At 68.9% G+C, this 26,405-nt stretch carries 26 protein-coding genes and 1 tRNA gene; 17 read left to right on the forward strand and 10 right to left on the reverse strand.

Going from position 1 to position 26,405, the window contains the following annotated elements:
• Window positions 1-175: 175 nt before the first annotated feature.
• On the reverse strand, window positions 176-1,138 hold the full coding sequence (locus CNO20_RS02615) for a DUF7351 domain-containing protein (protein WP_101294461.1): 963 nt from the start codon (window positions 1,136-1,138) through the stop codon (window positions 176-178).
• A 238-nt stretch (window positions 1,139-1,376) separates the two neighbouring features.
• Here CNO20_RS02615 and CNO20_RS02620 point away from each other — a divergent pair, with 238 nt between their 5' ends.
• The 10 genes from CNO20_RS02620 to CNO20_RS02665 all read left to right on the forward strand — a co-directional run bounded on the left by CNO20_RS02620 (window position 1,377) and on the right by CNO20_RS02665 (window position 10,025).
• Window positions 1,377-1,550 carry a DUF1059 domain-containing protein gene (locus CNO20_RS02620; RefSeq protein WP_101294462.1) on the forward strand — a complete coding sequence of 58 codons (174 nt, stop codon included), beginning with the start codon at window positions 1,377-1,379 and terminating at the stop codon, window positions 1,548-1,550.
• 10 nt (window positions 1,551-1,560) lie between these two features.
• Window positions 1,561-2,637, forward strand: a complete 1,077-nt coding sequence (locus CNO20_RS02625; RefSeq protein ID WP_101294463.1) for a methyltransferase domain-containing protein — start codon at window positions 1,561-1,563, stop codon at window positions 2,635-2,637.
• 553 nt (window positions 2,638-3,190) lie between these two features.
• Window positions 3,191-3,388 carry a DUF7511 domain-containing protein gene (locus CNO20_RS02630; protein WP_101294464.1) on the forward strand — a complete coding sequence of 66 codons (198 nt, stop codon included), beginning with the start codon at window positions 3,191-3,193 and terminating at the stop codon, window positions 3,386-3,388.
• Window positions 3,389-3,547: 159 nt separating this feature from the next.
• Window positions 3,548-4,753, forward strand: a complete 1,206-nt coding sequence (locus CNO20_RS02635) for a metal ABC transporter substrate-binding protein (RefSeq protein ID WP_101294465.1) — start codon at window positions 3,548-3,550, stop codon at window positions 4,751-4,753.
• Window positions 4,750-5,586, forward strand: coding sequence for a metal ABC transporter ATP-binding protein (locus tag CNO20_RS02640; protein ID WP_101294466.1), 837 nt, complete (start codon window positions 4,750-4,752; stop codon window positions 5,584-5,586). The genes CNO20_RS02635 and CNO20_RS02640 overlap by 4 nt, the downstream gene beginning before the upstream one ends.
• The gene (locus CNO20_RS02645; RefSeq protein WP_233203872.1) at window positions 5,583-6,641 is read left to right on the forward strand and encodes a metal ABC transporter permease; all 1,059 of its coding nucleotides are present in this window, start codon (window positions 5,583-5,585) and stop codon (window positions 6,639-6,641) included. The genes CNO20_RS02640 and CNO20_RS02645 overlap by 4 nt, the downstream gene beginning before the upstream one ends.
• An 83-nt stretch (window positions 6,642-6,724) precedes the next feature.
• The gene (locus CNO20_RS02650; protein ID WP_101294467.1) at window positions 6,725-7,069 is read left to right on the forward strand and encodes a DUF8159 domain-containing protein; all 345 of its coding nucleotides are present in this window, start codon (window positions 6,725-6,727) and stop codon (window positions 7,067-7,069) included.
• Window positions 7,066-8,019, forward strand: coding sequence for an alpha/beta hydrolase (locus CNO20_RS02655; protein WP_101294468.1), 954 nt, complete (start codon window positions 7,066-7,068; stop codon window positions 8,017-8,019). Before CNO20_RS02650 ends, CNO20_RS02655 begins: the two co-directional genes overlap by 4 nt.
• Window positions 8,020-8,217: 198 nt before the next feature.
• Window positions 8,218-8,577 (forward strand): hypothetical protein, encoded by a 360-nt coding sequence (locus CNO20_RS02660; RefSeq protein ID WP_233203874.1) that lies wholly within the window; start codon window positions 8,218-8,220, stop codon window positions 8,575-8,577.
• 137 nt (window positions 8,578-8,714) lie between these two features.
• Window positions 8,715-10,025, forward strand: a complete 1,311-nt coding sequence (locus CNO20_RS02665) for an ornithine cyclodeaminase family domain (protein WP_101294469.1) — start codon at window positions 8,715-8,717, stop codon at window positions 10,023-10,025.
• A 69-nt stretch (window positions 10,026-10,094) separates the two neighbouring features.
• Here CNO20_RS02665 and CNO20_RS02670 read toward each other — a convergent pair whose 3' ends face one another.
• Entirely contained in the window at window positions 10,095-10,916 is an 822-nt protein-coding gene (locus tag CNO20_RS02670) for a ZIP family metal transporter (RefSeq protein ID WP_101294470.1), read from the reverse strand.
• A 141-nt stretch (window positions 10,917-11,057) separates the two neighbouring features.
• On the opposite strand from CNO20_RS02670, the gene CNO20_RS02675 reads away from it, so the two are divergent.
• A complete protein-coding gene (locus CNO20_RS02675) occupies window positions 11,058-11,627 on the forward strand; it encodes an NUDIX domain-containing protein (protein WP_158237354.1) in 570 nt (189 codons plus the stop codon).
• An 8-nt stretch (window positions 11,628-11,635) separates the two neighbouring features.
• On the opposite strand, the gene CNO20_RS02680 is transcribed toward CNO20_RS02675, so the two are convergent.
• Entirely contained in the window at window positions 11,636-12,328 is a 693-nt protein-coding gene (locus tag CNO20_RS02680; RefSeq protein WP_101294472.1) for an SDR family NAD(P)-dependent oxidoreductase, read from the reverse strand.
• A 95-nt stretch (window positions 12,329-12,423) separates the two neighbouring features.
• Between CNO20_RS02680 and CNO20_RS02685 the strand changes: the two genes are divergently transcribed.
• From CNO20_RS02685 to cruF, 3 genes are all read left to right on the forward strand, one after another.
• A complete protein-coding gene (locus CNO20_RS02685; RefSeq protein ID WP_101294473.1) occupies window positions 12,424-14,091 on the forward strand; it encodes a phytoene desaturase family protein in 1,668 nt (555 codons plus the stop codon).
• 101 nt (window positions 14,092-14,192) lie between these two features.
• On the forward strand, window positions 14,193-15,026 hold the full coding sequence (locus tag CNO20_RS02690) for a prenyltransferase (RefSeq protein WP_101294474.1): 834 nt from the start codon (window positions 14,193-14,195) through the stop codon (window positions 15,024-15,026).
• Window positions 15,019-15,885 (forward strand): bisanhydrobacterioruberin hydratase, encoded by an 867-nt coding sequence (cruF, locus tag CNO20_RS02695; RefSeq protein ID WP_101294475.1) that lies wholly within the window; start codon window positions 15,019-15,021, stop codon window positions 15,883-15,885. The genes CNO20_RS02690 and cruF overlap by 8 nt, the downstream gene beginning before the upstream one ends.
• Here cruF and CNO20_RS02700 read toward each other — a convergent pair whose 3' ends face one another.
• Both CNO20_RS02700 and CNO20_RS24020 read right to left on the reverse strand, forming a co-directional pair.
• Window positions 15,886-16,839, reverse strand: coding sequence for a phytoene/squalene synthase family protein (locus tag CNO20_RS02700; protein ID WP_101294476.1), 954 nt, complete (start codon window positions 16,837-16,839; stop codon window positions 15,886-15,888).
• Between the two features lie 199 nt (window positions 16,840-17,038).
• Window positions 17,039-17,173, reverse strand: a complete 135-nt coding sequence (locus tag CNO20_RS24020) for an HVO_2523 family zinc finger protein (RefSeq protein ID WP_269844113.1) — start codon at window positions 17,171-17,173, stop codon at window positions 17,039-17,041.
• 219 nt (window positions 17,174-17,392) lie between these two features.
• Here CNO20_RS24020 and CNO20_RS02705 point away from each other — a divergent pair, with 219 nt between their 5' ends.
• Window positions 17,393-17,668: a DUF378 domain-containing protein gene (locus CNO20_RS02705; protein ID WP_101294477.1), complete on the forward strand. Its 276-nt coding sequence runs from the start codon at window positions 17,393-17,395 to the stop codon at window positions 17,666-17,668.
• A gap of 87 nt (window positions 17,669-17,755) precedes the next feature.
• On the opposite strand, the gene CNO20_RS02710 is transcribed toward CNO20_RS02705, so the two are convergent.
• Window positions 17,756-21,337, reverse strand: a complete 3,582-nt coding sequence (locus CNO20_RS02710; protein WP_101294478.1) for a TSCPD domain-containing protein — start codon at window positions 21,335-21,337, stop codon at window positions 17,756-17,758.
• A gap of 527 nt (window positions 21,338-21,864) precedes the next feature.
• Here CNO20_RS02710 and CNO20_RS02715 point away from each other — a divergent pair.
• On the forward strand, window positions 21,865-22,080 hold the full coding sequence (locus CNO20_RS02715) for a DUF8029 family protein (RefSeq protein ID WP_101294479.1): 216 nt from the start codon (window positions 21,865-21,867) through the stop codon (window positions 22,078-22,080).
• Here the strand turns inward: CNO20_RS02715 and trpG are convergent, their stop codons facing one another.
• Genes trpG through trpD form a run of 4 tightly spaced genes read right to left on the reverse strand, consistent with a single transcriptional unit; the run spans window position 22,081 to window position 26,064 of the window.
• The gene (trpG, locus tag CNO20_RS02720) at window positions 22,081-22,737 is read right to left on the reverse strand and encodes an anthranilate synthase component II (RefSeq protein WP_101294480.1); all 657 of its coding nucleotides are present in this window, start codon (window positions 22,735-22,737) and stop codon (window positions 22,081-22,083) included.
• On the reverse strand, window positions 22,734-24,395 hold the full coding sequence (trpE, locus tag CNO20_RS02725) for an anthranilate synthase component I (protein ID WP_101294481.1): 1,662 nt from the start codon (window positions 24,393-24,395) through the stop codon (window positions 22,734-22,736). The genes trpG and trpE overlap by 4 nt, the downstream gene beginning before the upstream one ends.
• Window positions 24,377-25,042 carry a phosphoribosylanthranilate isomerase gene (locus CNO20_RS02730; protein ID WP_101294482.1) on the reverse strand — a complete coding sequence of 222 codons (666 nt, stop codon included), beginning with the start codon at window positions 25,040-25,042 and terminating at the stop codon, window positions 24,377-24,379. The genes trpE and CNO20_RS02730 overlap by 19 nt, the downstream gene beginning before the upstream one ends.
• Window positions 25,043-25,044: 2 nt before the next feature.
• Entirely contained in the window at window positions 25,045-26,064 is a 1,020-nt protein-coding gene (trpD, locus tag CNO20_RS02735; RefSeq protein WP_101294483.1) for an anthranilate phosphoribosyltransferase, read from the reverse strand.
• 265 nt (window positions 26,065-26,329) lie between these two features.
• On the opposite strand from trpD, the gene CNO20_RS02740 reads away from it, so the two are divergent.
• A tRNA-Val gene (locus CNO20_RS02740) sits at window positions 26,330-26,404 on the forward strand.
• The last annotated feature ends 1 nt before the right edge of the window (window position 26,405 follow it).

Consider the following 26,405-nt stretch of genomic DNA (forward strand, 5'->3'; position numbering starts at 1 on the left):
GCGTAGTTAACAGCGGTCTCCAAACCCGTCATCCCGGACGCAGAAATCGAGCGCCGCGCTGCACACAGAGGATGTGTCCATCAATGGGGTACCGATGATCCGCGGACGTAACCAAATCAGGAATCCGAGTACTATCCGCGGAGAGAACTGCACTTCAGTGCCTGACTCAGTGCTCTCATCCGCCACGATTCACATCTACCACCTCCATCCGATCGTCGTACGTGAGCCCAAGCACATCGCCCTCCAACGGAATCGAGATGCGGATGCGAAGGGGGTCCTCCGAAAGAAGTTCCTCCTCGAAGTCGAGGAGGTACGCGCGTTGCTCGTAGGTAGCGAGGTCGAACTCAATGCCATGTTCGTAATAGAACGCGACCACCGCCGGGTGTCTTGACGGGTAGAACAACGTCGGCATCCGCCACCGGTATTTACACCCTTCGCAGACGTGCGAGACCAGCATCCAGAAGATCGACCCGCAGTTCTCGCAGAACTGGTACTCGTTCCAATCTGGCTGGTGATCCTCGCAGATATCGACCGAGGTGATGGGCATCTCACCCGCACACTCGGGGCAAACGCCGTCCATCACCGACGCTCGTCGATGAGTACCCCAAATCCGGTCCGCCTCGTTGATCTCGTTTGGCGTCCGACCCCGCAACCCCGACGGAGGGAATTCGGTCTTGCTGATCACCCCCGGCGGGAACGACTCGACACACCTCGCTTCGCAGTTGGTACATTCCAAGTAGCGCCATCCCTCCCAATAACTCCACTCCGGTTGTCCACCGCAATACCAGCACGAGATATCCACCGCCACGGGCTCAATCTCTGGATCGTCGATCGCGGTGCCGGAAAGTAACATCCGGACGATCCGCTTGCCCGAATCCATGAGCTCGTACCCGTCTTCTGTCCGCCGGACGAAGGTGTCCATGAGCTTGTTCAGGTGGTAGTTCAGACGGCCGGGGTCCTCAACGCCGACGCGCTCGCGGAGTTCGGCGAACCGGATTGAGGTTCCGTCCACCGGATCGTGGGCTTCCCAGAGGACCTGTAAGATTTCGAGTCTGGTCTCGTCCGAGAGGAGCTTGAACGCCTCGTTCGCGGTGGATGGGTCCGACCGTTCTGCCTGGCTTGGGATCGGGGGGTCCATACAGTAACGAGGTGGACGTGCGTAATGACCCTTACTCGTGGTATCATACCACACGGCTTTGAGGATCCCCCAGCCAGTGTCGCCTGCCGACGTAAGTTCACTCTCTCAAGGCATTGAGCCCGGAGCCACGCATCACACTCCTTATAGAAGACGGGTTCTATCGACGTTCCTATAGAACTGTAGTTCTAATTACAGCTATATCGGTAGCAGCGGATGGTGTTTCTGGAGGTCAACAGCAGTGGCACAGGCCCACAACCTCGATTGTGAAGCAGCAGCGGTCGGTTGCCGGTTCATCATCCAATCGGAAGACGAGGCCGAGGCGATCGAACTTGCCAAGCGACACATGCGGGACGTCCACGGTAAGGACTGCTCGGACGAAGAACTCCGGAGCGAACACCTGCGGATCGTGTAGGAAAGAAACCATGTCAACGGAAACTGAAACGAACTCGATCGACGAACAGAAACTGACCGACCTGGTAGAAACGTCTCTCGTGGACCTCGGTGCGACGGTCCACGCCGCGCTCGCCGTCATCGGCGATGAACTCTGTCTTTATGCGGCACTGGACGAGGCTGGGCCGCTTTCGTCCGCTGAGCTGGCCGAGGAGACGGATACCGTGGAACGCTATGTCCGCGAATGGCTTCGAGCGCAGGCCGCCGGTGGATACGTGACCTACGACCCTGAGACCGACCGCTACTATCTCTCCCCCGAGCAGGCGTACGTCCTAGCCAATAGAGAGAGCCCCGTGTTCATGCCTGGTGCGTTCCAGCTGGTGACGTCGGCCTCCAAGATCGGACCCGAACTCCGAGAGGCCTTTCGAACGGGCGAGGGCATCGGCTGGCACGAACACGACGAGGACGTGTTTCACGGTACCGAACGTTTCTTCGGACCATCCTACGGGACCTTCCTAATCGACTGGATCGGGGCACTTGACGGGGTCGATGCTACATTGCAGGCAGGCGGGAAGATCGTTGACGTGGGCTGTGGCCATGGCGCACCCACGATTCGCATGGCCCAAGCCTATCCCAGCTCCACGGTTATCGGCATTGACTACCACGAGGCTTCGATCGAAGTGGCACGCGAGCGGGCGGAAACGGCGGGCGTCGCCGACCGCGTCACCTTCGAGGTAGCGACCGCGAGAGGGTACAGCGGGACCGATTACGACCTCGTCACGATGTTCAACTGCTTCCACGACATGGGCGATCCCGTCGGTGTGGCGGCCCACGTTCTGGAGACGTTGGCCGATGACGGGACGTGGATGATCGTCGAACCCTACGCTGAGGATCGTGTCGAAGACAACCTCACCCCGTTCGGCCGCCTCGCATACTCCATCTCGACGGTTGCGTGTACGCCGAACTCGCTCAGTCAAGACGTTGGCTACGGGCTCGGCGCGCAAGCAGGCGAGGAGCAGACCCGGAAGGTCGTCACCGAAGGTGGGTTCGCGCGCTTCCGCCGTGCGGCCGAAACGCCGACCAGTCTGGTCTTCGAAGCGAAGCCGTAGTCCGATATCTGAGATATTGTTCTTTGACCATCCTTGATCGGTCAACCAGAATCTCTACCGAGTCGTCTGTCTTCTCGATATCTCACCCTCCGTGACGCTGATCGTTAGGCCGTTTCCATCGCTAACCCGTATCCCGGAGGTGTTAAATCCGCGCCCTGTATTCAGCACGGTTATTCTCTCGGATCGGGTGGAAATAGCCACGTAAGCTCCCCGTGCTGTAGATGACGGCTTCGATCTGTTGGGGCTCCAGTAGGATCCCGTTGCATCGATGATGCGCCAGGTGTTCGGCGGGGGCGACTGAACCGCCGTTCCCGCCGCGGAGGACCGCAAGCGAACGCTTCGCGGGTTCCGCGTCTCACGGGTTACCCTCCCTATGGGATTTCGTCGCAAAACGGCCGTATCTCTCGAATGGAGAAGAGAACCGCCCCGATTCTCCGGTGTGAGAATTAGTGGCACAGATTTATGTCCGGCCGGCCGTACGTTCAGAACGGTTCGCGGCGCGGCGGGGGGACGGGCAGTCGCCCCGTCGGCGTCGCGAAGGAGTGATTGACGCATGAGCGCGATCGACACGTACGATCCGGACGACGGCACCGCCCTCCGCGAGCTCCCGCGCTTCCGACTGGAGTATCTCTTCGACGACGAGCGCCGTCCGACGGAGGTGACGGTGTTCCCGGCGGAGTCGGGCGACCTCGCGACGAACTGGATCACCATCGACGAGTCCCACGCGGTCCCGCTCGAAGACGTTCGGTGAGCGCGGCGACCGCTGTCTGCCGGCGTTCCTCGGCGACGACCGGACCGACGAGGTGGGCTTCCGCCCTCGCGCCGCCGTCGACGCCGTCCCCAACGTTATGAACTCCGAGAACGTGAATGGTAGCTCTTATTAATCTTGAGGCATCTCTTAACACTACGCATGAGCGGATACACTCGCAGGAGGGCCCTCGGCATCGGGGCGGGGGTCGCGGTGGCGGCGTTCGCCGGGTGTCTGGGCGAGGGGGGCGACGGATCCGGAGGCGCGACGGGCGGCGACGGAGAACCGGTGCAGGCGTCGTTCTTCGTGCTGTCGGACTTCGCCGACAGCGTCGCGGGCGACGCCGTCGAGGTCGGGAACCTCGTCCCGTTCGGTCAGCACGGCCACGGGTGGGAGCCGGGCCCCGACATCCAGCGGACCGTCCTCCGGTCGGACGCGCTCGTCTACATGGGCGACGGGTTCCAGCCGTGGGCGGACAAGATCGTCCAGAACGTCCGGGACAACGACGAGGACGTGTCGGTGATCGCGGCCCGAGAGGACGTCGATCTCCTCGGCCCGCCGGGCGAAGGGGGCGACGATCACGGACACGGCGACCACGAAGGTGGCGAGCACGGTCACGACGATCACGCCGAAGACGACCACGGGCACAACGACACCGCCGAGGACGACCACGACCACGAGGCGGGCGGCAACGAGACCGACCACGGCCACGAAGCCGGCGGCAACGAGACCGGGGGCCACGAGGGAGGGTCCCACGACGAGCACGCGGAGGAATCTCACGAAGAGCACGGAGAGCACGGCGATCACGAAGGCGACGGTCACGACCACGGGCCGCACGACCCGCACTTCTGGCTCGATCCGACGCGGGCCGCGACCGCGGTCGAGAACGTCCGACGGGGGCTGGTCGAGGTGTATCCGGACCGCGAATCCGCGTTCGCCGACAACGCGGCGGCGTACGCGTCCGAACTGGAGGCGCTCGACGAGGAGTTTCGGTCGTCGCTCGACGGCCGCGAGCGGGACGACGTACTCGTCGCCGGGCACAACGCGTTCCAGTACCTCGGGAACCGGTACGGCTTCACCGTGCACGCCCTGACCGGCCTCGCGCCGGATTCGCAGGCGTCGCCCCGCGACGTCTCCCGCGCGCAGGCGCTCATCGAGGAGCACGGCATCACCCACGTCCTCGCGCCCGTCTTCGAGTCCGACCGCGCGGCGAAGCAGCTGGTCGAAGAAACCGACGCGACGGAGGCCGTCCCGCTCACGCCGGTGCCGACGCTGAAGGCGGAGTGGGCCGAGAAGGGCTGGGGGTTCGTCGACGTGATGCGGAACGTCAACCTGCCGTCGCTGCAGAAGGCGCTCGGGGCGGAATGAGTTCGAGCGACGAGGCGCGGCGGGGCGCCGGTGCCGTCGGCGGGGACGCGGGGACGGCGGACCGTCCCGAAGGCGAGCGCGAGTCGATCGACGGGGCCGTGATCGAGGTTTCGAACGTCACGTTCGGATACGGGGGGTCGCCCGTCCTCGAAGACGTGTCGCTGACCGTCGAAGCGGGGGAGTTCCTGGGCCTCGTCGGGCCGAACGGGTCGGGCAAGAGCACGCTCCTGCGGCTCGTCCTGGGGCTGCACCGGCCGGACAGCGGCGAGATTCGGCTGTTCGGCGAGCCCGCCCGCGCGTTCGACGACGGCGAGCGCGTCGGCTACGTGGCGCAGGACGTCACCGGCGGAACGCGAGAGATGCCGATCACCGTCCGCGAGGTCGTCACGATGGGGCGGTACCCCCGCGTCCGGTTCGGGCGGGTCGGGTCGCGCGACCGGCGGATCGTGACGGAGGCGATGGAGACGGTCGGCGTCGACCACCTGGCGGACCGTCGGCTGGCGCACCTCTCCGGCGGCCAGCGTCAGCGGGTGTTCATCGCCCGGGCGCTGGCCGGCGAGGCTGACCTGCTCGCGCTCGACGAGCCGGCGGTCGGCGTCGACGCGGAGTCCCGCGAGGCGTTCTACGACCTCCTCCACGAGCTGAACGGCCGGGGGATCACCGTCGTCCTCATCGACCACGACATCGGCGTCGTGACCGAGCACGCCTCGCGGGTGGCCTGTCTGAACCGCCGGCTGTTCTTCCACGGCGACCCGGACGGATTCGCCGAGAGCGACGCGCTCGCGCGGGCGTACGGCGCGAACCAGCGGCTCCTCGACCACGATCACTCGTGAACCCGACCGAACTCACCTCCATCTCGGCCCTCTCGCCGCTCTGGCTCGGCCTCGCCGCGGTCTTCGAGGGGTTCGTCGGTCTCGTCGGCGCGGGGATCCGGCTCGTCGGCGAGCTACTGTGCGCCGTCGGCGGCGCGCTCGGCGTCGACATGCTCTGTTACTCGTTCATGCAGCAGGCGTTCGTCGCCGGGATCTGCGTCGGCCTCGTCGCGCCGCTCGTCGGGAGTTTCCTCGTCCACCGCGACATGGCGTTCATCGGCGACACGCTCGCGCACACCGCCTTCGCGGGCGTGGCCGTCGGCCTGTTCGTCGGGTCCGTGTCGGCGATCTCCGTCTCGCCGTACCTGACGGCGCTCGTCGTCGCGGTGATCGCGGCGCTGCTCATCGAACTCATCTCCGAGTACACCGACGCCTACGGCGACGTGCCGATGGCGATCGTCCTCTCGGGCGGGTTCGCCCTCGGGACCGTCCTCGTCAGCCTCTCCGACGGGGGAATCGCCGTCAGCATCAGCCAGTACCTGTTCGGCAGCCTCTCGACGGTCACGCTCGAAAACGCTGCCGTCCTCGTGGTCCTGACCGCGTTCGTGGTGGCCGTCGTCGCGGCGACGTACAAGCAGCTCCTTTTCATCACGTTCGACGAGACCGCCGCCCGCGTCGCGCGGCTGAACGTCGCCACGTACAACCGCCTCCTGGTGGTGCTCACCGCCCTGGTGGTCGTCGCGGCGATGCAGATCATGGGCGTCATCCTGGTCGCCGCGATGCTCGTCGTCCCCGTCGCGGCCGCCGCGCAGGTCGCCCGGAGCTTCCGGGGGTCGGTCGTCGTCGCGGTTCTCGCGGGCGAGCTCGCGGTGCTCGTCGGCCTCACCCTCTCGTACTTCTACGGCGTCGCCGCCGGCGGGACCATCGTCCTCGTCGCGATCGGCGTCTACGCCTGCGCGGTCGCGCTGGATCGGCTGGGCCTCTCTTTCAAGGCCGGGTCGGGCGAGCGGGTCGACGCGAGACCCGCGGCGGTCGACGGCGGCGAGGAGCCGAAGGGGCCGAAGGGGCCGAAGTAGCCGCCCGGTGGGCGGAGGGTCGAAGTGCGCCGCCCGTCCGAAACGGCTCCAAGCTTTAACTCTCGGCCCCCGTATTCGGACGCATGCCCGAGACGATCACGGGGTTGGAGGGCGAACTCCGGAGCAACGGGATCAGCGTCGAGGAGATCCGCCAGGAGGAGACGGTCGAGTTGACGTACATGACCGCCTTCCCCGGCGAGCGCGTCGACCACCGCGAGATGGGGCGGGCGCTGAACGTCTTCATCGACCTCGTCGAGGACGGCCGGTGGGAGCCGACGCGCGTCGACGCGACGGTGGTCCGCACCACGGACGACGTGCTGGGGACCTGGCGCGCCGAACCCGAGTGGTTCCGCGGGCTCGTCGAGTACCGCCTCAACGAGGTCGAGTTCTCCTCCTTGGTGCTCGACACGCTGTCGGAGGACGAATGAGCCGAGGGGCGTGGCGGAGCCGCCGGCCGGCGGAGACCGCCCCGAAACCCTCGCGCTACGAGTTCTCGAAGGTGATCGCCCACTTCGAGAGCGGCGGGACGGAGTGCGCCGGCTGGCTCTACCGCCCGGACCGCCCCGCGAACCCGCCGGTCGTCGTGATGGCCCACGGCCTGGCGGCCGAGCGGACGTTCGGCCTCCCGGCCGTCGCCGAGCGGCTCGCGGAGCGCGGGTACGCAGTCTACCTGTTCGACTACCGGACCGTCGGCGACAGCGAGGGCGAACCGCGGAACCTCGTGAACCCGGAGCGCGACGCGGCGGACTGGCGGGCCGCCGTCGCCAGGGTCCGGAACCTCGACGGCGTCGACGCGGGACGGATCGGGCTCTGGGGTGTCTCGCTCGGCGGCGGACACGCCGTCGAGGTCGCGGCGGACGACCCCCGGATCTCGGCCGTCGTCGCCCAGACGCCCGTGCTCGACGGCCGGGCGTTCGTCCGTCGCGGAGGGGTCGGCTACCTGCTGAAAGGCGTCGCGCTCGGCGTCCGGGACCGCCTCCAGTCGCTGCCGCTCGTGCCGCTCGGTCCGTACACGGTTCCCGTCGTCGGCGATCCGGAGGAGTTCGCGCTCCTCAACGACCCCGGCGCGCGGGCCGGCTTCGAGGACCTGATCCCGGCCGACGCCGACTGGGAGAACGAGACGCCCGCGCGGGCGTTCCTCTCGCTCCTCCGGTACCGCCCGGCGTCGGACGCCGCCGACGTGGCCTGCCCGACGCTGCTCCTGGCCGGGACGCGCGACGAGATCGCCCCCGCCGAGGCGATCGAGGCGGCCGCAGACGGGATCTCGAACGCCACGCTCGTCCGGCTGCCGGGCGATCACTTCGGCCTCTACCACGGCCGGCTGTTCGAGCAGACGCTCGGCCACGCGTTCGCGTTCCTCGACGCGAACCTCAGATAGGTGAAACGGTGCACCTATCAGGAAGAATTTATATACTTTCGGAGCGGCTGTCAACCGACCATGAGATCCGTTTCTCGATCCGCGGCGCTGTTCGTCGCGGTGCTGGTGGTGGGCGCAGGCGCGAGCGGCGTCGTGGGCGGCTAGTCGGCGGAGGGAGAGCCAGCGTGGAGCGACGACCTGTACGACGATCTGCGCGGGATGGTCGGCCTGTACAACGCGAACGTCGCGTCGGCCGACCTCGGCGTCGCCGGGGAGCAACTCGCCGACAGGCGGGTGAACCTCTACGTGCGCGGAAGCGGGGGGACCGCCGCGTACTCGTTCTATGTGGACGAGGACAACCGCATCAGCGATCTGCGCGACGGCCGCCACCCCGACGCGGACCTGAAGATGACGACCGACAGGGCGACCGTCCGCGGAATCGCCGGCGCAGACGACCCGTCGGCCGCCTTCCGGCGGGCGGTCGCGCGGGGCGACGTCGTCGTCGGCGGGGAGAGAGGACGGATCGTCGAGCGGGTGAAGTGGACCGTGATCAACGCCGCCAAGGGGCTCCTGTTCTAGCACGTAGCCGTCTTCCGCCCCCGACCGTCCCGTCCTCGCCGCTCCCGGTCGGGGCTCCGCGACGCCGGCCGCGGCACGCGCTCGCAAGGTTCCGTCAGTCCACAACCCTCATACTCCGTTCCGCCCACCACAGAGCAATGGCAGTCGCTCGCACGGTCGAACTGGAGGGACACATCATCGACTCCGGGATGATGCAGCGTTGTTTCGGCATCGTGATGGACATGGGTGGGAACTTCGAGGTCGAGGAGTTCCGCGTCGGCAAACACAAGGACGCCGAGTCGTACTGTCGGATGGAGGTGTACGCCGCCGACGAGGCCGACCTCACCTCGATCGTCCACGAGCTCCACCAGAACGGGGCGAACCTCCTGGACCCGGTGGACGCGACCCTCGACCCGGCCCCGGCGGACCAGGTCGTCCCCGCCGGGTTTTATTCGACGACCAACCACCCGACCCAGGTTCGGTACGACGGGGAGTGGATCGACGTGCAGAACGTGGAGATGGACTGCGCAGTGGTCGTCGAGGACCGCGACGCGACGGGCGAATCGAGCGGATCGGACGACCCGGACGGTTCGAGCGGCGGGGGCCGGCGGGACGCCGACGGGCCGCGGGCGTACACGAAGGTGCTCAACGCCATCCGCGAGGGCGACCTGGTCGTCACCGGCGAGGCCGGGATCCGGGTCAAACCGCCGGAGCGCCCCCGGGACGCCTCCGGCCCCTTCGGGTTCATGCAGGGCGGCGTCTCCAGCGAGCGCCCCTCCGATTCGCTCATCCAGCAGATCGCGGAGGCGGTGGTGGAGACGAAGCGGGAGGGCGGCAACGTGCTCGTCGTCGCGGGGCCGGCGCTCATCCACGCGGGCGCGGGCGACGACCTCGCCCGCCTCGTCCGCGAGGGGTACGTCGACGCGCTCTCGGCCGGCAACGGCTTCGCCGTCCACGACATCGAGCGCGGCCTCTACGGTACCTCGCTCGGGATGGACGTCGAGACGCTCGAACACCCGCGGAAGGGCCACAAACACCACATCTACGCGATCAGCGAGGTCATCCGCGCCGGCGGCATCGCCGAGGCGGTCGATGAGGGGCTGATCGCCGAGGGCGTGATGTACGAGTGCGTGAGGAACGACGTGCCGTACGTCCTCGCCGGCTCCATCCGCGACGACGGGCCGCTGCCCGACACCATCTCCGACACCGTCGAGGCGCAGAACGCCATCCGCGAGCAGGCCCACGAGGCCGACCTGGTGCTCATGCTGTCGACGCTGCTCCACTCCGTGGCGGTCGGAAACTGCCTCCCGTCGACGACGAGGGTCGTCTGCGTCGACATCAACCCGGCGACCGTGACGCAGCTGCTCGACCGGGGGAGCTCGCAGGCCATCGGGATGGTGACGGACATCGGGACGTTCGTCCCGACGCTCGCGGACAAGGTGCTCGACGAGGCGCGCGGCGGGGAGTGACTCTCGTCCCCCGTCTCGCCGCCGTCGGTCTCTCGCGGCTGCTCCGTCGGATCGAGTGGGGCCGGACGCTCACGCCACCGCGGTCCAGGCGAGGAACACGGCGAGGCCGCCGAGGGCCGTGCTCGCCACCGCGTGGAGGCGGAGCCTGTCCAGGAGCGCGTGCGCGTCGCCCTCGACGGAGAGCGCCTCGTGGATCTCGCTCCCCAGCTCGCAGCGCGGGAGGAAGTCCATCGCCACGTGGAGGAACACGCCCGCGGCGAAGCCGAAGACCAGCCCCCGGACGGCCGGCGCTGCGGGGAGCCGAACCGCGCTCGCGCCGATGGCGGCGACGCCGACGCCCGCGGCGGGCAACAGCAGGGTCGACCAGGACCGCCCCCGCAGAGCGAGGCGCTTCGCGGCCGCGTAGCCCGCCGGCCCCTTGTGCGAGACGATGGCCAGCCCGAGCAGCGGTCCGAGCGCCGGCATGTTGCCGTAGACGACGCCGATGATCGCGCCCGCGGCGAGCGCGTGGGCGCTCAGCTCGGCCACCGTCCGATCCATCGGGAGGTCCAGGTGGGAGAGGCGGTGGCCGACGGTGTGCGCGCCGAAGCCGACGAGCAGGCCGAGCGCGACGCCGAAGCCGCCGAACTGCGCGTGGTGGTCGATCGCCCCGGGGAGGAGGAACACCGCGGCGCTCGTCACCATCGCGCCGCTCGCCAGCCCGTACCCCCAGACGAGCGTTCCGGCGCGGTCGGTCCGCGTCCGCGCGCCGAGGATCGCCGCCGCCGCCATCGCGGCGAACGCGACCCAGGAGATGCCGAGCAGCTTCCACGACCCGGCCGCCGCGGCGACCGCCGACAGCGCGACGAGCGTGAGCGTGGCGCCGAGTCCGAGGGCCGAGAGCCGTGCCATGTTGTGAACGCGTCGCCGGTCGTTATTAAGCCCGTCGCCACGCGGTCGCGGCGCTCCTCGCGCGTCGGACGACCCGTTCGAAAGGCGCGGTTCGTCGGACGGGCCACCGCGGTTATGCTCCTGGCTGCCGGGACTAGTCGTATGTCCATCGGCGAGCGGACGCAACAGCGTACGGACGAACTGCGCGAGCGGCTGCGGGAGGAGTACGGGGACTGCCCGGTCGAGGAGGAGAGCGTCGAGGTGCCGGTGACCCGCTTCGAGGACATGGTCGGCGTCGCGCCCGAGGGGCTTCTCGACGCCGGCGTCGCGTTCGTCACCGACGACGAGGGGCGGGTGCTCCTCGTTCGGACGGAGTCGGGGCCGGAGCGGTGGACCGCCCCCGGCGACGAGTGCGAGGCGGACGAGTCGCTAGAGGAGGCGGCGGTCCGCGCGGTCCGAGAGAAGGCCGGCGTCGCCTGCGAGATCGACGGCCTCCGGCTCGTCCGACAGCTCCAGTACCTCCCGGACGACGACGAGGACGAGCGGCTGCTGTACACCCTCGACGCGTTCTTCGCGGCGTCGGCGGCGAACGGGACGCCGGAAGACGAGGGCGAAACGCCGGAGAGCGGAACCTCGGAGAACGACTCCGAGGAGGCGCTCGAAGCCAGGTGGTTCGACGAACCGCCGAAGACGGTCGACTCGCTCGTCGAGAAGTACGCCGAGGCGTGGTGAACGCCGGGCTACCGCGTCGCCCGCCGCCAGGCCTTCAGATCGAGCCGCCCGCCGTTCAACTCGTCCGGGTCGACCTCGGTCGCGGCCCAGACGAACATCGGGGCCACGTCGGCCGGATCGCGGCCCCGCCCGCCGCTGAGGTCCGTCCCGATGAGCCCGGGGTCGACGATCCCGACGGCCTGTTCGACGTCCGCCGCGAACCCCCGCGCGAGCGCCTCGGCGGCGGCTTTCGACACCGCGTACGCGCCCGTTCCGGGCTTCGCGTCGCGCGCGACCGAGCCGGAGGGGATCAGCACGCGGGCGTCCCCGGCGAGGTGCGGCAGCGCCTCCTTCACGGCCGCGAACACCCCGCGCACGTTGGTCCGGAGCGTGTCGTCGAACCCGGAGTAGGGCTCGTCGGCGAGTGGCGTCGCTCCGGGCTCGCCGTGGGCGACCGCGGCGCAGGCGACGACGACGTCGATCTCCCCGTTCACGCGGGCGGCCCGTTCCATCAGCCGCTCCAGGTCGTACTCGTCGCGCACGTCCGCCCGCAGGCCCGACGCCCGCCCGCCGGACGTTTCGACGTCGTCGACGACCGCCTCCAGGGCGTCGACGTCTCGGGCGCAGCAGACGACGTGGGCGCCCTCGGCGGCGAACGCGCGGACGACCTGCTCGCCGATGCCGCGACTCGCGCCGGTGACGACGACCGTTTTCCCGTCCATGGACGGCGTAGGGAGGGTCCGGACCTAAAGCTACGGTCGGCGGCCGCCGCCCCGCAGTCAGTCGTTTTATGCTCCGGACGCACCTATCAGGTCGCATGAACCCGCTTTCGTTCCTCGGTCTCGGCGACGACGCCCCCGAGTCTGTCTCCCCCCCCGGCGATGCTTCCTCCCGCTTCGGTTCCGGGCTGGACGGCGACCGGGGCCGGCTCCGCGAGCGACTCCGGTCGCTCGACGGGCGGTCGGTCGTCGTGATCGGCGGGGGGTTCGGCGGCCTCTCGACCGCTTGCTACCTCGCGGACGCCGGCGCGGACGTGACCCTGCTGGAGAAGAACGAGCAGCTCGGCGGCCGGGCGAGTCGGCTCGAACGCGACGGCTTCCGGTTCGACATGGGCCCGTCGTGGTACCTGATGCCCGACGTGTTCGAGGACTTCTTCGGCTACTTCGGCAGGGACCCGTCCGACTACTACGAACTCGTCCGGCTCGACCCCCACTACCGCATCTTCTTCAAGGACGGCGACCGGGTGGACATGGTCCCCGACCTCGCGACCAACCGGGAGACGTTCGAGTCGTACGAACCCGGCGCGGGCGAGGCGTTCGAACGCTACCTCGACAAGTCGAAGCGCAACTACGAGATCGGGATGCGCCACTTCGTCTACGAGGACCGCCCCCGACTGCGCGACTACGTCGACCCCGACGTGCTCAGGCACGCCTGGGGGCTGTCGCTCGTGGGGTCGATGCAGGGTCACGTCGAGGACTACTTCGACCACCCGAAGCTCCAGCAGATCGTGCAGTACACCCTCGTCTTCCTCGGGGGCGCGCCGAACAACACGCCGGCGCTCTACAACCTGATGAGCCACGTCGACTTCAACCTCGGCGTCTACTACCCCCGCCCGACCGACGGGGGCGGGTCGGAGTCCGACCGGAGTTCGGCCGCGGGCGGAGTCGGCGCGGTCGTCGACGGCATGGCCGCGCTCGGGCGGGAACTCGGCGTCGAGTTCCGCGTGGACCGCCCCGTCACCGAGATCCGCGGTCGGCGGGGCGGGTTCGTCGTCCGCACGGCGGGCGACGAGTCGTTCCTCGCGGACCTCGTCGTCTCCGACGCCGACTACGCCCACACGGAGCAGGACCTCCTCCCGCCCGAAAAGCGCCAGTACGACGCCGACTACTGGGAGTCGCGCACCTACGCGCCGTCGGCGTTCCTCCTGTACCTCGGCGTCGAGGGCGACGTGGACCCGCTCGCGCACCACACGCTCGTCCTCCCGACCGACTGGAACGAGCACTTCGAGACGATCTTCGACGACCCGGGGTGGCCGGAAGACCCCGCTTACTACGTCTGTGTTCCGTCGCAGACGGACGACGCGGTCGCCCCCGAGGGCCACAGCAACCTGTTCGTGCTCGTGCCGATCGCCCCCGGGCTGGACGACGCGCCCGAGCGGCGGCGCGAGTACCGCGACCTCGTGCTCGCCGACGTCGCGGAGCACACCGGCGTCGACCTCCGCGACCGAATCGTCTTCGAGGAGTCGTTCTGCGTGTCCGACTTCGCCGACCGCTACAACAGCACGAAGGGGTCGGCGCTCGGTCTGGCGCACACGCTCCGACAGACCGCGCTGTTCCGCCCGCCCCGCGCCTCGAAGGGGATGGAGGGCCTCTACTTCACCGGATCGTACACCACGCCCGGAATCGGGGTCCCGATGTGTCTCATCAGCGGTCGGCTGACCGCCGAGGCGATGGCGAAGCGCGAACGAGAGTCGGGACGAGTGTGAGATGAACGCGACGGGAGCGAGACGCACGCGAAACGAACGCGACGCGTTGGAGACGAACACGAAACGAGTGCGAAACGAACGCGACGTGGGAGTGAGATGAGGTGGTCCGTCTGCGCTACCTGCTGAAGCTCTCGCGGCCGCGATTCTGGCTCTATCTCGCCGGTCCCGTGCTCGTCGGCGTCGCGTTCGGCGCTGACGCCGCCGCCGACCTGTTCGCGCCGGTCGCGCTCGCCCTGTTCGGCTACTTCCTCGTCCCGGCGAACGTCCTCCTGTACGGCGTCAACGACGTGTTCGACGCCGACGCGGACGCGGAGAACCCGAAGAAGGACGACCGGGAGGTCCGCTACGAGGGCGGGGCGGCGGTCCCCCTCGCGGTCGCCGCGAGCGGCCTTCTCGGCGTCGCCCTCCTCGCGGTCGTCCCCCAGATCGCGCGACCGTGGCTCGCGGCCTTCTTCGTCCTCGCGGTCGAGTACAGCGCGCCGCCGCTGCGCTTCAAGACCACGCCGCTTCTCGATTCGCTGTCGAACGGCCTGTACGTCCTCCCGGGCGCGGCGGCCTACGCGGCGGTGTCGGGGGCGCATCCGCCGGCGCTCGCCGTGGTCGGAGGGGTGCTCTGGACGATGGGGATGCACACCTTCTCGGCGATCCCCGACATCGACCCGGATCGGGATGCCGGCATCCGGACGACGGCGACGGTCCTCGGCGAGTCCCGCACGTACGCCTACTGCGCCGGCTGCTGGCTCCTCGCGGCCGGGGCGTTCGGCCTCCTCGACCTCCGTCTCGGCGCGCTGCTGCTCGCGTACCCCCTCTTCGCGCTCTTCGTCTACCGCTCCGGCGTCGACGTCGAGCGGGCGTACTGGTGGTTCCCCGCGCTGAACGCGGTCGCGGGGATGGCCATGACCCTCGGCGGCCTGTGGAGAGTCGCGTATGGCTGACGCCGGGGCGCTCTCGGAGCGGGTGCCGTCGACCCGGCGCGAGGCGGAGGCCCGGTTCGACCGCCTCGTCCGCGAGAACCGCTTCACGATCTCCGTGTTCTTCCCGCTGAACGGCGCGGTGCTTCTGGTCGCGAGCGCCGAAGGGTGGCTCCCGGCGCCGCTCGCGTTCAATCCGCTCTTGATCCTCCTCGGAACGGTCGTGATGCGCTCGCCGCTCGTCGCCGGCGTCGCCCCGCTCGTCGACCGCCGGGCGGCGGTCGGAGTCCTCGCGCTGGCGCTCTACTCCTACGGCGTCGAGTACGTCGGGATCGAGACCGGGTTCCCCTACGGGGAGTTCTTCTACGGGATCGACCTGGGGCCGACCGTGGCGGGCGTTCCGGTCGGCCTGCCCGTCTTCTTCCTCCCCCTCGTGATGAACGCGTACCTGCTCTGTCTGTTGCTCCTCGGCGGGCGCGCGGAGCGAACGGGGGTCCGTCTGGGCGTCGTCGTCGCGGCCGTGCTCGCGATGGACGCGGTGCTCGATCCCGGCGCGGTCGCGCTCGGCTTCTGGGTGTACCCCGGCGGCGGCGTCTTCTACGGCGTTCCGCTGTCGAACTACGCCGGCTGGGTGCTGAGCGCGACGGTCGCGGTGGTCACGCTCGACCGGGTGTTCGACCGGCGAGGGCTCCGCGCCCGGCTCGCAGACTGCGAGTTCGTGCTCGACGACCTCGTGAGCTTCGTCATCCTCTGGGGCGGCATCAACGCCTGGTTCGACAACTGGATTCCGGTCGTCGTCGCCGGCGTCTTCGGCGTGGGCCTCCTCCGGACCGAGCGGTTCGACGCGGGACTGCTCCGGGTCCGACGGTCGCCGTTCCGCTGACTACCGTATCGGGAGCCACTCGGTGCACTTGCGCCCGGCGGCGGTCGGTTCGCGGTCCGAGACGGTGCTCGCCCTCCGGAACACGGTCGCCGGATCCTTGCTCCACGCCCAGTGCCAGCGCGTTTTCGCGAGCAGCGTCAGCTTCCGGAGCGTCCCGAGCTGCGGCGTCTCGGAGAGCACGTCGTAGTTCCGCCGCCGGATGAGCCGGTGGTGCTCGGCGTACATGACGGCCGCGAGGAGCACGGGAAACTGGCAGTCCCGCGGGAGGTACTTGATCCCGGTGACGCCCTTCCTGTAGAGGCCCTCGGCCCGCGCGAGTTCAGCTCTGACGGCTGCGGCGAACCGATCGTCCATCTCGAATCGCCGTATCTGCCCCTCCGTGACGCCGTGGTCCGACAGCGTGGTCGCGGGCAGGTAGATCCGATCGCGCTCTTCGACGTCCTCGCGGACGTCGCGGACGAAGTTCGTCAGCTGGAACGCCTCGCCCAGGGCCGTGGCGTGCGGCAGCGCCTTCTCCGGCTCTTCGGGGCCCATCACCGCCGTCATCATCCGACCGACCGCCGCGGCCGACCCGTCCATGTACGCTTCGAGCTCCTCGTAGCTCGCGTACCGGCGCTTCGCGATGTCGGTGGCCATCGCGTCGACGAACGCGTTCACGTCCTCGTCGTCGATCCCGTAGCGCTCGCGGAGTTCGGCGAACGCCGCGAGGACCGGATCGGTCGCCTCGCGCTCGCCCAGCGCCTCGGCGCGGATGCGTTCGAGTTCGGCGCGCTGCCGTTCGGGCGCCTTCGGCATCCCCCCGTCGACGACCTCGTCCGCGATCCGAAAGAACGCGTACAGGACGTACGTCGCGCGCCGCGTTCGCTTCGGCAGGAGCCGCGTCGCGAGGTGGAAGGTTTTCCCGGTCCGACGCTGAATCGTCTTGCTCCGTTCGACTCGTTCGTCAGCTACCATGTGGAGGGATGGGCGGCAGTGTCGTCTGCGCGTCGCTCCGACCGCTCATTTTGACGTCGGGTCGTTGGGAGCCAACTGACATAACGCTTCGTGCTCTTCGGCTCCGAAAAGAGGGCGACAGATCGCCGATCCGCGGAGCGTCGGGGGTGGCGGTCGGTCGTCCGACCGTCCGGCGTGAGGACCGCGACCCCCTCCTCCCCTACCAGAACGTGTCGCTGCAGTCGTACACGACGCCGTGGGCCGGACAGACGTACTTGCAGTGGCGGCGGGCCATCGACGCCCCGCAGAGGGGACACGGGCGACCCCTCGTCCCCTCGGTCCGCTCTTCGTCCATACGTGGACACGCCGCGCCTCGCGCATCACTGTTACGCCCGCGGCGGTCGCTCGTCCGTCGTCCGACTGCCGCCCGTCCGTCGTCCGTCGTCCATCCGACTCCGCTCCCTCTCGTCTCGATACCCGCGCCCGTCGCCCCCGTCGAATCCCCAGAATCGCCGGACGGCGTTAACTTGATTCCGTCACGCGACCAATAGAGTAACCGAGAGGTGAAACACAGATGAAGTACGAAGGACGAATCCGGGCGACCTTCCTCGACTGGATCTCGCTCGCGCTCGTCATCGTCGGCGCGATCAACTGGGGTCTCGTCGGACTCGGGGAGTTCGCCGGTTCCAACTGGAACCTGGTGAACCTCGTCTTCGGCTCCGTCCCGGCCATCGAAGCCGCCGTCTACGTCGTCGTCGGGCTCGCCGGCCTGTACGAGCTGTACTTCGCGTACCAGCTCTACGGCGCGCGGACCGGCGCGGAGATGCCCGAGCGCAAGCCGACGAAGTGACGGTGAGGACCGCTGAACGCCCTTTTTCCGATCGTTCGAATCGACGACGCCGCGAAAAACCGGAGTCGGTCCGTCGGACGCGCTAGCTCAGCTGCACTCCGACCAGCCGCAGGACTCGCAGGTCTTACAGCCCTCGGAGAAGTACAGCGTCATGCTGCCGCACTCGGGACACTCGGGGCTCTCGCCCGCGTCGAGGAGGTCCTGGGTGGCGTCGTGCGTCTCGTCGGGGGCGTCCGTCGACGCGTCTGGTCCGTCGGCGACCGCCGCGCCGCCGTCAGTCTCCTGCTTTCTCGCCTCCTCTTCGACCTCGCTCAGGTTCGTCTGCTTCGGGTACGGCTTTTCGATCTCGCCGTCGAGGTAGCGGCGCATCGCGGTGCCGATCGCGTCCGGGATGGAGTTGATCTGCTCGCCCTTGTCCCAGGCGACCTTCGGGCTGCGGATCCCCTGCAGCTCGCTGGCGATCTCCTCGGGGTCGACGCCCGAGCGGAGCGCCGTGCTGATCGTCTTCGCCAGCGCCTCCGTGAACGAGGCGGTGAAGCCGCCGGAGTTGCCGATGTTGGCGAACAGCTCGAACGGCTCGCCGTTCTCGTCCTCGTTGATGTTGACGTAGAGCTTCCCGTAGCCCGTGTCGATGCGCTGGGTGACGCCGTACAGCACGTCCGGGCGCGGCCGCTTCTTGCCGCTGCCCATCTCGCTCCTGCCGTCCCCGCCGACGCGCGCGCCGAGGGCGTCGAGGTCGTCCCCGAGCGCCTCGCGGACCTCCTCGCTGTCGAGGAAGCCCTCGATGCCGCCGAAGACCTCGCGAATCCCCTCGACGATTGCCGCCGCGGCCTCCTCGTCGTCGGAGAACTCCGCGTTCTTCGCGCGGGTCGTGAGCACCTGCTTCGAGCGCGTCCCGTCGCGGTAGACGGTGACGCCCTTGCCGCCGTGGTCGTAGATGTACCGGTACACCTCGTCCATGTCCTCGACCGTGGCCGAGTTGGGGAAGTTGCAGGTCTTCGAGATAGCCGAGTCGACGCCCTCCTGGCAGGCGCACTGCACGGCGGCGTGTTGGATGCCGGTGAGGTCCGCCGTGACGACGAACAGCTCGGAGATGGAGTCGGGCACCGTCGACAGCGAGTCCACGCCGTCGAACTCGTTGTTCGCCATCTGCTCCTGCGCCTCGCGCTTCACCTCGTCGACGTCGATGTCGTTGGCCTCCAGCACGCGCAGGAAGTAGTCGTCGAACTCGACGAGCATCTCGTCGCCCTGCACGTCGTCGGAGACGTTCTTGTAGTAGGCGACGTTGTAGATCGGCTCGCAGCCGCCCGTCGTGTTGCCGACCATCGAGGTGGTGCCCGTCGGCGCGATGGTCGTCGTGTTGTGGTTGCGGATCGGGAAGCCGTCCGCCCAGTCGTCGGCGTCGAGCCCCGTGTGGTGTTCGAACCACTCGCGGTACTCCGTCGGGTTCGCGTACTTCGAGTCGGCCCAGTCCTCGAAGCTGCCGCGCTCCTTCGCGAGTTCGTGGGAGGTCCACTTCGAGCCGTGGTTGATGCGGGTCATCACCTGCCGGGCGACCTCGTTGCCCGCGTCGGAGCCGTAGCGGATGCCGAGCTGGATGTACAGCTGCGCCAGGCCCATGACGCCGAGGCCGATCTTCCGCATCTCGCGGACCTTCTGTTCGATCTTGTCGACCGGGAAGTCCGACATCGTGACGACGTTCTCCAGGAAGCGCGTGCCGTACTCGACGCGGTGGTTGAACTCCTCCCAGTCGATCGCCTCCTCCAGGAAGGCCGCGACGGCGTCCTCGTAGCTGTCGTACTCGTCGAGGTGCGCCTCGGACCAGACGCGCCAGTCGGGCGCGTCGCGCGCCGCCAGCGTCGAGAGGTTGATGTGCCCGAGGTTGCACGCCTCGTACTCCTCCAACGGCTGTTCCCCGCAGTTGTGGACGTTAATTGTGACCTCGCCGGATTCGCTTGCGAAGAAGTTGTGAGTACCCTCCACGGTGAGGTCGAACACGTCTTCGCTCCCGTCGGCTTCGACGCGTTCGACGGTCTCGACGATTGTTTCCTGAACCGGTCCCTGCGACGTGGCCAGGACCCGTGACAGGGCCACGATGGAATCCCCGGTCGAAAGGTCGGCCGCTTCGATCCAGTCACCGTCCGCGTTGCGGATCCTGTGGTCCGGCGTCACGCGAATGGAGGCGCCGGACTCCGTCGTGACGTGAACCACGTCGGCGTCCTCCTTCGTCTTGAACGCCCTCGCCGGACGAGAGCTGACTTCGCCTCCGTCGAGCGTACGGACGTGTACCGGTTCGTCCCTCTCCGCCAACTCACCGATCGGCTCGGTCGTGCCATCAGCCAACTGCACTTCCATCTCGGCGGTGAGGCACGGGTTCGTCGCAAGGATCCTGTGATCCGGATGTTCCTCCACGTCGAACGAATGTTCCTTGTTCACCCGTTCGAGGTAGATCACGCCCGGCTCGCCGTTCTCGTGGGCCCCCTCGACGATGTGCTGCCAGATCTCCCTCGCGGGGATCGACAGCACCTCGCCGACCTCGACGTGCTCGCCGAGGCCGAACATGTCGTACAGCTCCTTCGTCTGGGGCGTGGCGACGTGCGGCTCCTCCGTCCGCGGGTTGGTGAAGACGAACTCCTCGTCCGCGTACAGCGCCTCCATGAAGTCGTCGGTGACGCCGACAGAGATGTTGAAGTTCGAGAGGTGGCCCTCGACGGCGTTGCGGAGGTGCTTCGGGACGCGCCCCTCCTCGTCGATGAGTTCGCGCGCCTCTTCGAGCGCCTCCTTGAACGTCGTGTGGGTGTAGTCGTCCGGGTCGTTGAGCCGGAGCGAGTGCGCGAGCGAGACGTCCTTGTTCTTCGCGTGGATGAACTGGATGACGTCCGGGTGGCTGACGCGCATCACGCCCATCTGCGCGCCGCGTCGGGCGCCGCCCTGCGCGATCGTCTCGCACATCTGGTCGTAGGTGCGCATGAACGTGATCGGCCCGGAGGCGATGCCGCCCGTGGAGCCGACGGCGTCGCCGTACGGCCGCAATCGCCAGAAGGCGTAGCCCATGCCGCCGCCGCTCTGAAAGACCTCGGCGGCCTCCTGCATCGTCTGGTGGATGTCCGTGATGTCGTCGTCGGGGGAGTCGACGAAACACGCAGAGAGCTGCTGGAGCTCGTCGCCGGCGTTCATGAGCGTCGGCGAGTTCGGGACGAAAGAGAGCATCTCCATCAGCTCCTGGAACTCCTCGCGGGTCTCCTCGACGGCCGCGCGGATCTCCTCGGGGAGCTCGGGGACGACCGTATCGTAGGCGAACTTGTTGACGTTGTAGACCGAGAGCGCCGTCTCGGCCTCGTCGTCCGCGGCGACGCCCGCGCCGAAGACCTCCGCGGCGAGTTCGTCGCGGCGCGGGTGACCGGGTTTCAGCTGGTCGGGGCGGACGGTGACCTCGACGTCTCGCTTTTCGGCCTCGAAGACCGCCTCCGCGAGGGCGATGTTCTTCGCGACGCGTGCGAACAACTCCTCCTGCGTCTCGATCAGATTCCCGTCCGCGTCCTTCCGGAGGTAGCGCGCGGGGAGGATGTTGTTGTAGGCGTTCGACGTCATGCGCTCCTCCAGCGTCTCGCCGTCCGTCCGCTTGATCGGCAGGACGAGCTCGTCGGCGCTGAGATCGGCGCGGCTCATCTCACTGTGCCCCCCGCCCGGCGGCTCGGTGCCGGGCGATTCCGCGTGAAGTGACTGTCTCTGTTTCGTTCATTTATGACGGTGTTCCTGTGTCGGACTGGATCCCTTAATCCTTCGGTCTCGGTAGACGATCAGTCGGGGAATAATTATCACTCATGTGTCTGTTCGACCGAATTCGCCGTCGGCGCGGCGGTGCGTACGTAGAACCCTGTCGAACGGAACGCCCATAACGCTAGTTGGAGCGCGGCGAAAGTGATCCTTTCGGCCCGAGATTCGAGAGACGGTGTCGGGACGTCCAGTGGAACGAAAGGGGGGTTGCGGTCCCGCGCGCGCCGCGTCGTCCGGGCGAGCGACGACCCCGCGAGTCGGTGGCGAAAATCGGCCTCCGAATTCCGTTCGTACCTGATATGACGGGAAATTTTCACGGACACGACTCCGCGCCACCGGAGGTACGCCGCGGCGACGGCGACCGCCGCCGAGCGGCGATACCCCACAGATTTATCTACTAGATGGTACTTCTAGCCCACATGACGCTCACCGGTATCGTCGCGTTCCTGTCAGTCCTCCAGTCCGCCGTGCTGTCGGGACTGCCGCTGGGACGGGCGTTCGCCGTTCTCGTCGCCGTCGGGGTCGTCGTCCTGGTGGGACGGCTCGTCCTCCGCGTCGCGTGGCGGGTCGTGACCGTCGGCGCGGTCGTCGTCGGCGCGCTGCTCCTGCTGTCGATGCTCGGGGCGGGAATCTGATCACCGGGTCTCGGCGCTCGCCGTCGCCGCGGAGGCGCAGCACCGGACGAAGTTGCCGACGAGCTCGCGGCCGACCGCGGTGAGGACGCTCTCGGGGTGGAACTGCACGCACTCGATCGGGAACTCCCGGTGGCGGATGCCCATCACGAGCTCCCGAACTCCGTCCGGGTTCTGCCGATTCGTCGCGTGTTCAGTCGTCGCGCTGACCTCGAAACACGCCGGCACCTCGGTCGCGACGAGCGAGTGGTACCGGCCGGCCTGGAACCCCTGTTCGAGCCCGGCGAACACCCCGCGGCCGTCGTGGTCGATCGGGAACGCCTTGCCGTGAACCGGCTCCGGGGCGCGGCCGACGGTCCCGCCGTAGACGTGAACCGCCGCCTCCAGCCCGAGGCAGACCCCGAGCGTCGGGATCTCCGGGCTCAGCTCGCGCAACACGCCCGCCGTCACGCCCACGTCGCGCTCGTTCGCGGGGTGGCCGGGCCCGGGGCTGAGGACGAGCGCGTCGGGGTCGGCCGCGCGGACGTCCCCGAGGCTCGCGGTGTTCTTGAGCACCTCCACCGCGACCGGCTCGCCCGACGCGGGCGACCGCAGTTCGGAGAAGTACTCAACGAGGTTGTACGTGAAGGAGTCGTAGTTGTCGACGACGACGAGCCTCACCTCGGCACCTCCCGCGGCGGCTCGCGCTCGATCGCTTCGATGGCGGCGAGCACCCCGCCCATCTTCTGTTCGGTCTCCTCGTACTCCGCCGCGGGGTCGCTGTCGGCGACGACGCCCGCGCCGGCGCGCACGGTGATCTCGTCCTCGTCGCCGTCGTCGCCGCGGCGGATCGTCGCGGTCCGGATCACGATGGCGAAGTCGGCGTCCCCCGTCCACGAGTAGTAGCCGACGCCGCCGCCGTAGACGCCGCGAGGACCGCCTTCGAGCGCGTCAATGATCTCCATCGCACGGACCTTCGGCGCGCCCGAGAGCGTCCCGGCGGGGAAGGCCGCCCGCGTCGCGTCGAAGGCGTCCCTCCCCTCGGCGAGCGTCCCCGTCACGGTGCTCTCGATGTGCTGGACGTGCGAGTACTTCAGGACGTTCATGAACTCCTCGACCCGGACGCTGCCGGGCTCGGCGACGCGGCGGACGTCGTTGCGCGCGAGGTCGACGAGCATCGTGTGCTCCGACCGCTCCTTCGGGTCGGCGAGCATCTCGCCCGCCAGTCGCCGGTCCTCGACGGGGCTCGTCCCGCGCGGGCACGTCCCCGCGATGGGGTTCGAGACGACGCGCCGCCCCCGCACCGACACGAGCGTCTCGGGGCTCGCGCCGACGACGGAGAGGTCGCCGTGCCGCAGGAGGTACATGTACGGCGAGGGATTGATCCCGCGCAGCGCCTCGTAGAACCCCAGCGGGTCGATCTCGCCGCGGAGCTCGCGCGTGCGGGAGACGACGCCCTGGTAGATGTCGCCGTCGAGGACGTGTCGCTTCGCCTTCCGGACGGCGGCCTCGTACTCCTCGCGCGGTCCGGCCGTCTCGCCCGACCGGACGAATCCGCCGGTGTCCGGCGCGCCGGCGTCCGCGATCGTTCGGCTCACGCGGTCGGCCTCGGCGGCGAGGTCGTCGTACACCGCCCCGGCGTCGTCTCCGGGCCTGACGATGGGCGTGAACACGAGCGAGGCCGTCCCTTCGACCTCGTCGAAGACGAGCGTCCTCGTCGTCAGGACGAACTGCGCGTCGGGCAGCACGGGATCCGGCCGCTCGACGCCCACCTCGGACAGCCAGAGGTCGTAGACGGCGTCGTAGGCGACGAACCCGACCAGTCCGCCCTCCAGCTGCTGGCGGTCCGACTCCGGGAACCCGACGCGTTCGACGTCCGGCAGGGCGTCGCGGAGCGCGTCGAGCACGTCGCCGTCGGCTTCCGATTCTTCGACCTCGCCCGCCGCTCCGTCGCCCGCCTCGTCGCCCTCGTCGGCGAAGTCCACCAGCTCGGCCGTTCGCTCGTCGAGCGCCTTCACGTCGTTTCCGTCGGGGCCGACGGTCACGACGGCGTCCGGGTCGTAGCCGACGAAGGAGTACCGCGCGTGCCGGTCCGCGTCCGCCCCGTCGGGCGAGAACGCGCCGTTCGGATCGCTCGACTGGACCTTCTCGGCGCTTTCGAGGAGAAATCCGTACTCGCTCCGATCCGCGAGCGCCGCGTAGGCGGCGAGCGGCGTCGCCTCGGGGTCGAGCGCCGCGGCGACGCGCACCACGGCGGGCCGGTCGGCCGACGCCGCGAGGTCGACGAACTCCTCGCGCGATCGGTCGAGCGCGGCGCCGTTCACTCCGCCGGACGGCACGTCTCGACCTCCGTGAGGGACTCGCGGCCGGCGTTTCGAACGAAGCGTCGCACCGCGTCGTGATCCTTGACGCCGCCGTCGGCTTCGACGCCCGAGGCGACGTCGACGGCGTACGGGCGGACGGTGGCCGCCGCCTCGGCGACATTCTCGGGGGTGAGCCCGCCGGCGAGGATCACCGGCGAGGAGAGCGTCCGGGCGAGGTCGCGCGTCCGCTCCCAGTCGTGGGTCTCGCCCGTGCCGCCAGCGCCCGATTCCGACGCCGAGTCGACGAGGATCGCGTCCGCGACGCCGTCGTGCGCCCGGGCCCGCTCGGCCTCGTCGCACGCGACGGCGACGACGACCTTCGTCTCCACCTCGGCGCGGACGAACCGGAGCTCGTCCGGGTCGATTGTCCCGTGGAGCTGCAGCACGTCTGGGCGGACGATCTTCGCCAGCTCGGCCGCCCGGTCCGGCGACTCCGGCATCGACACGAGCGTCGTCGCGAGGAACGGCGGCGCGGCCGCGGCGAGCTCAGCGGCCCGACCGGGATCGATCTCCCGGGGCGTGTCGACCGGCACCTCGGAGACGAGACCGATCGCGTCCGCGCCGGCCGACGCCGCGGCCCGGAGGTCGGCCTCCCGCGTGACGCCGCAGATCTTGACCCGCACCGTCAGTCACCCCGCGGCGCTTCGACCGTCGCGCCACGGAGGTCGTCGAACTTCGCCGCTGCCGCCCCCGTCTCGACGGCCTCGCGGGCCCGTTCGACGCCCTCCTCGACGGTGTCGGCGAGTCCCGCGACGTACACGGCCGCCCCGGCGTTCGCCAGGATGATGTCCCGCTTCGGGCCGGTCACCTCGCCGGAGACGATCCCGCGGAGGTCGCGGGCGTTCTCCTCGGGGGTCCCGCCTGCGACGGCCTCGACCGGCGCGGACGCGAGGCCGAGATCCTCGGGCGAGAGGGTGTACTCCGCGACGTCCTCGCCGTCGATCTCGGCGACCGTCGTCTCGGCGTGGATCGCGATCTCGTCCATGCCCGCGCCGTGGACGACGAGCGCGCGCTCGACCGGCATGTGCGCGAGCGCCCGGGCGATCACCGGGACGAGAGCGGGGTCGTAGACGCCGAGCACCTGCGCGTCGGCCCCGGCGGGGTTCGTGAGCGGTCCGAGGATGTTGAAGATCGTCCGCATGCCGAGCTCCTTCCGCGGGCCGATGACGGCCTTCATCGCGGGGTGGAACACGGGCGCGAGCATGAAGCCGATGCCGTCGCGCTCGATGGCGCGCTCGACGGCGGCCGGTTCGGCTTCGACGTTCACGCCCGCGACTTCCAGCACGTCCGCGCTCCCCGACGACGAGGAGACGGAGTAGTTGCCGTGCTTCGCGACCGCCGCCCCCGCGCCGGCGGCGACGATGGCGCTCGTCGTGGAGACGTTGATCGTGTCGTGATCGTCGCCCCCGGTGCCGCACGTGTCGACGAGCGGCGCGCGATCCGGCTCGATCGTCCGCGCGGCGTCGCGCATCCCCTGCGCGAAGCCGGCGATCTCCGCCTCGGTTTCGCCTTTGGCGCGGAGCGCGGCCAGGAGAGCGCCCATCTGCGCCTCGGTCGCCCCCTCGAATATCGCGCCGGCCGCCTCGCGCGCCTCGGCGAGCGTCAGATCCTCCCCGTCCGCCACGCGTTCGATGTAGTCCTGCATTGTGTATCACCGTTGTATGGATTCGAGTTGTAATGTACAAATGAGTACATCGACTTAAGCCTGTTGGGAAGTCGAAGCGTCGCCGGTCGGACCGTCGTTCCTCCGTTCGGAGGCCGGACTCGGAAACGCCGCAGGTGTCGAGGAAGGACCGACGATTCCGACCCGGAGGCGGCGGTTTCGTCGAAACCACCCGGCGGCACGACGTTTCGAAAGGTTCAATTACTGTGCTGCGATACGTTAGAGTGCGTTCGGAAAGCGCGTAACCGGGTTGGTGGTCTAGTCTGGTTATGACACCTCCTTGACATGGAGGAGGCCGGCAGTTCAAATCTGCCCCAACCCAC

It is taken from the genome of Halegenticoccus soli (genome assembly GCF_002844195.1).
Taxonomy (GTDB): Archaea; Halobacteriota; Halobacteria; order Halobacteriales; family Haloferacaceae; genus Halegenticoccus; species Halegenticoccus soli.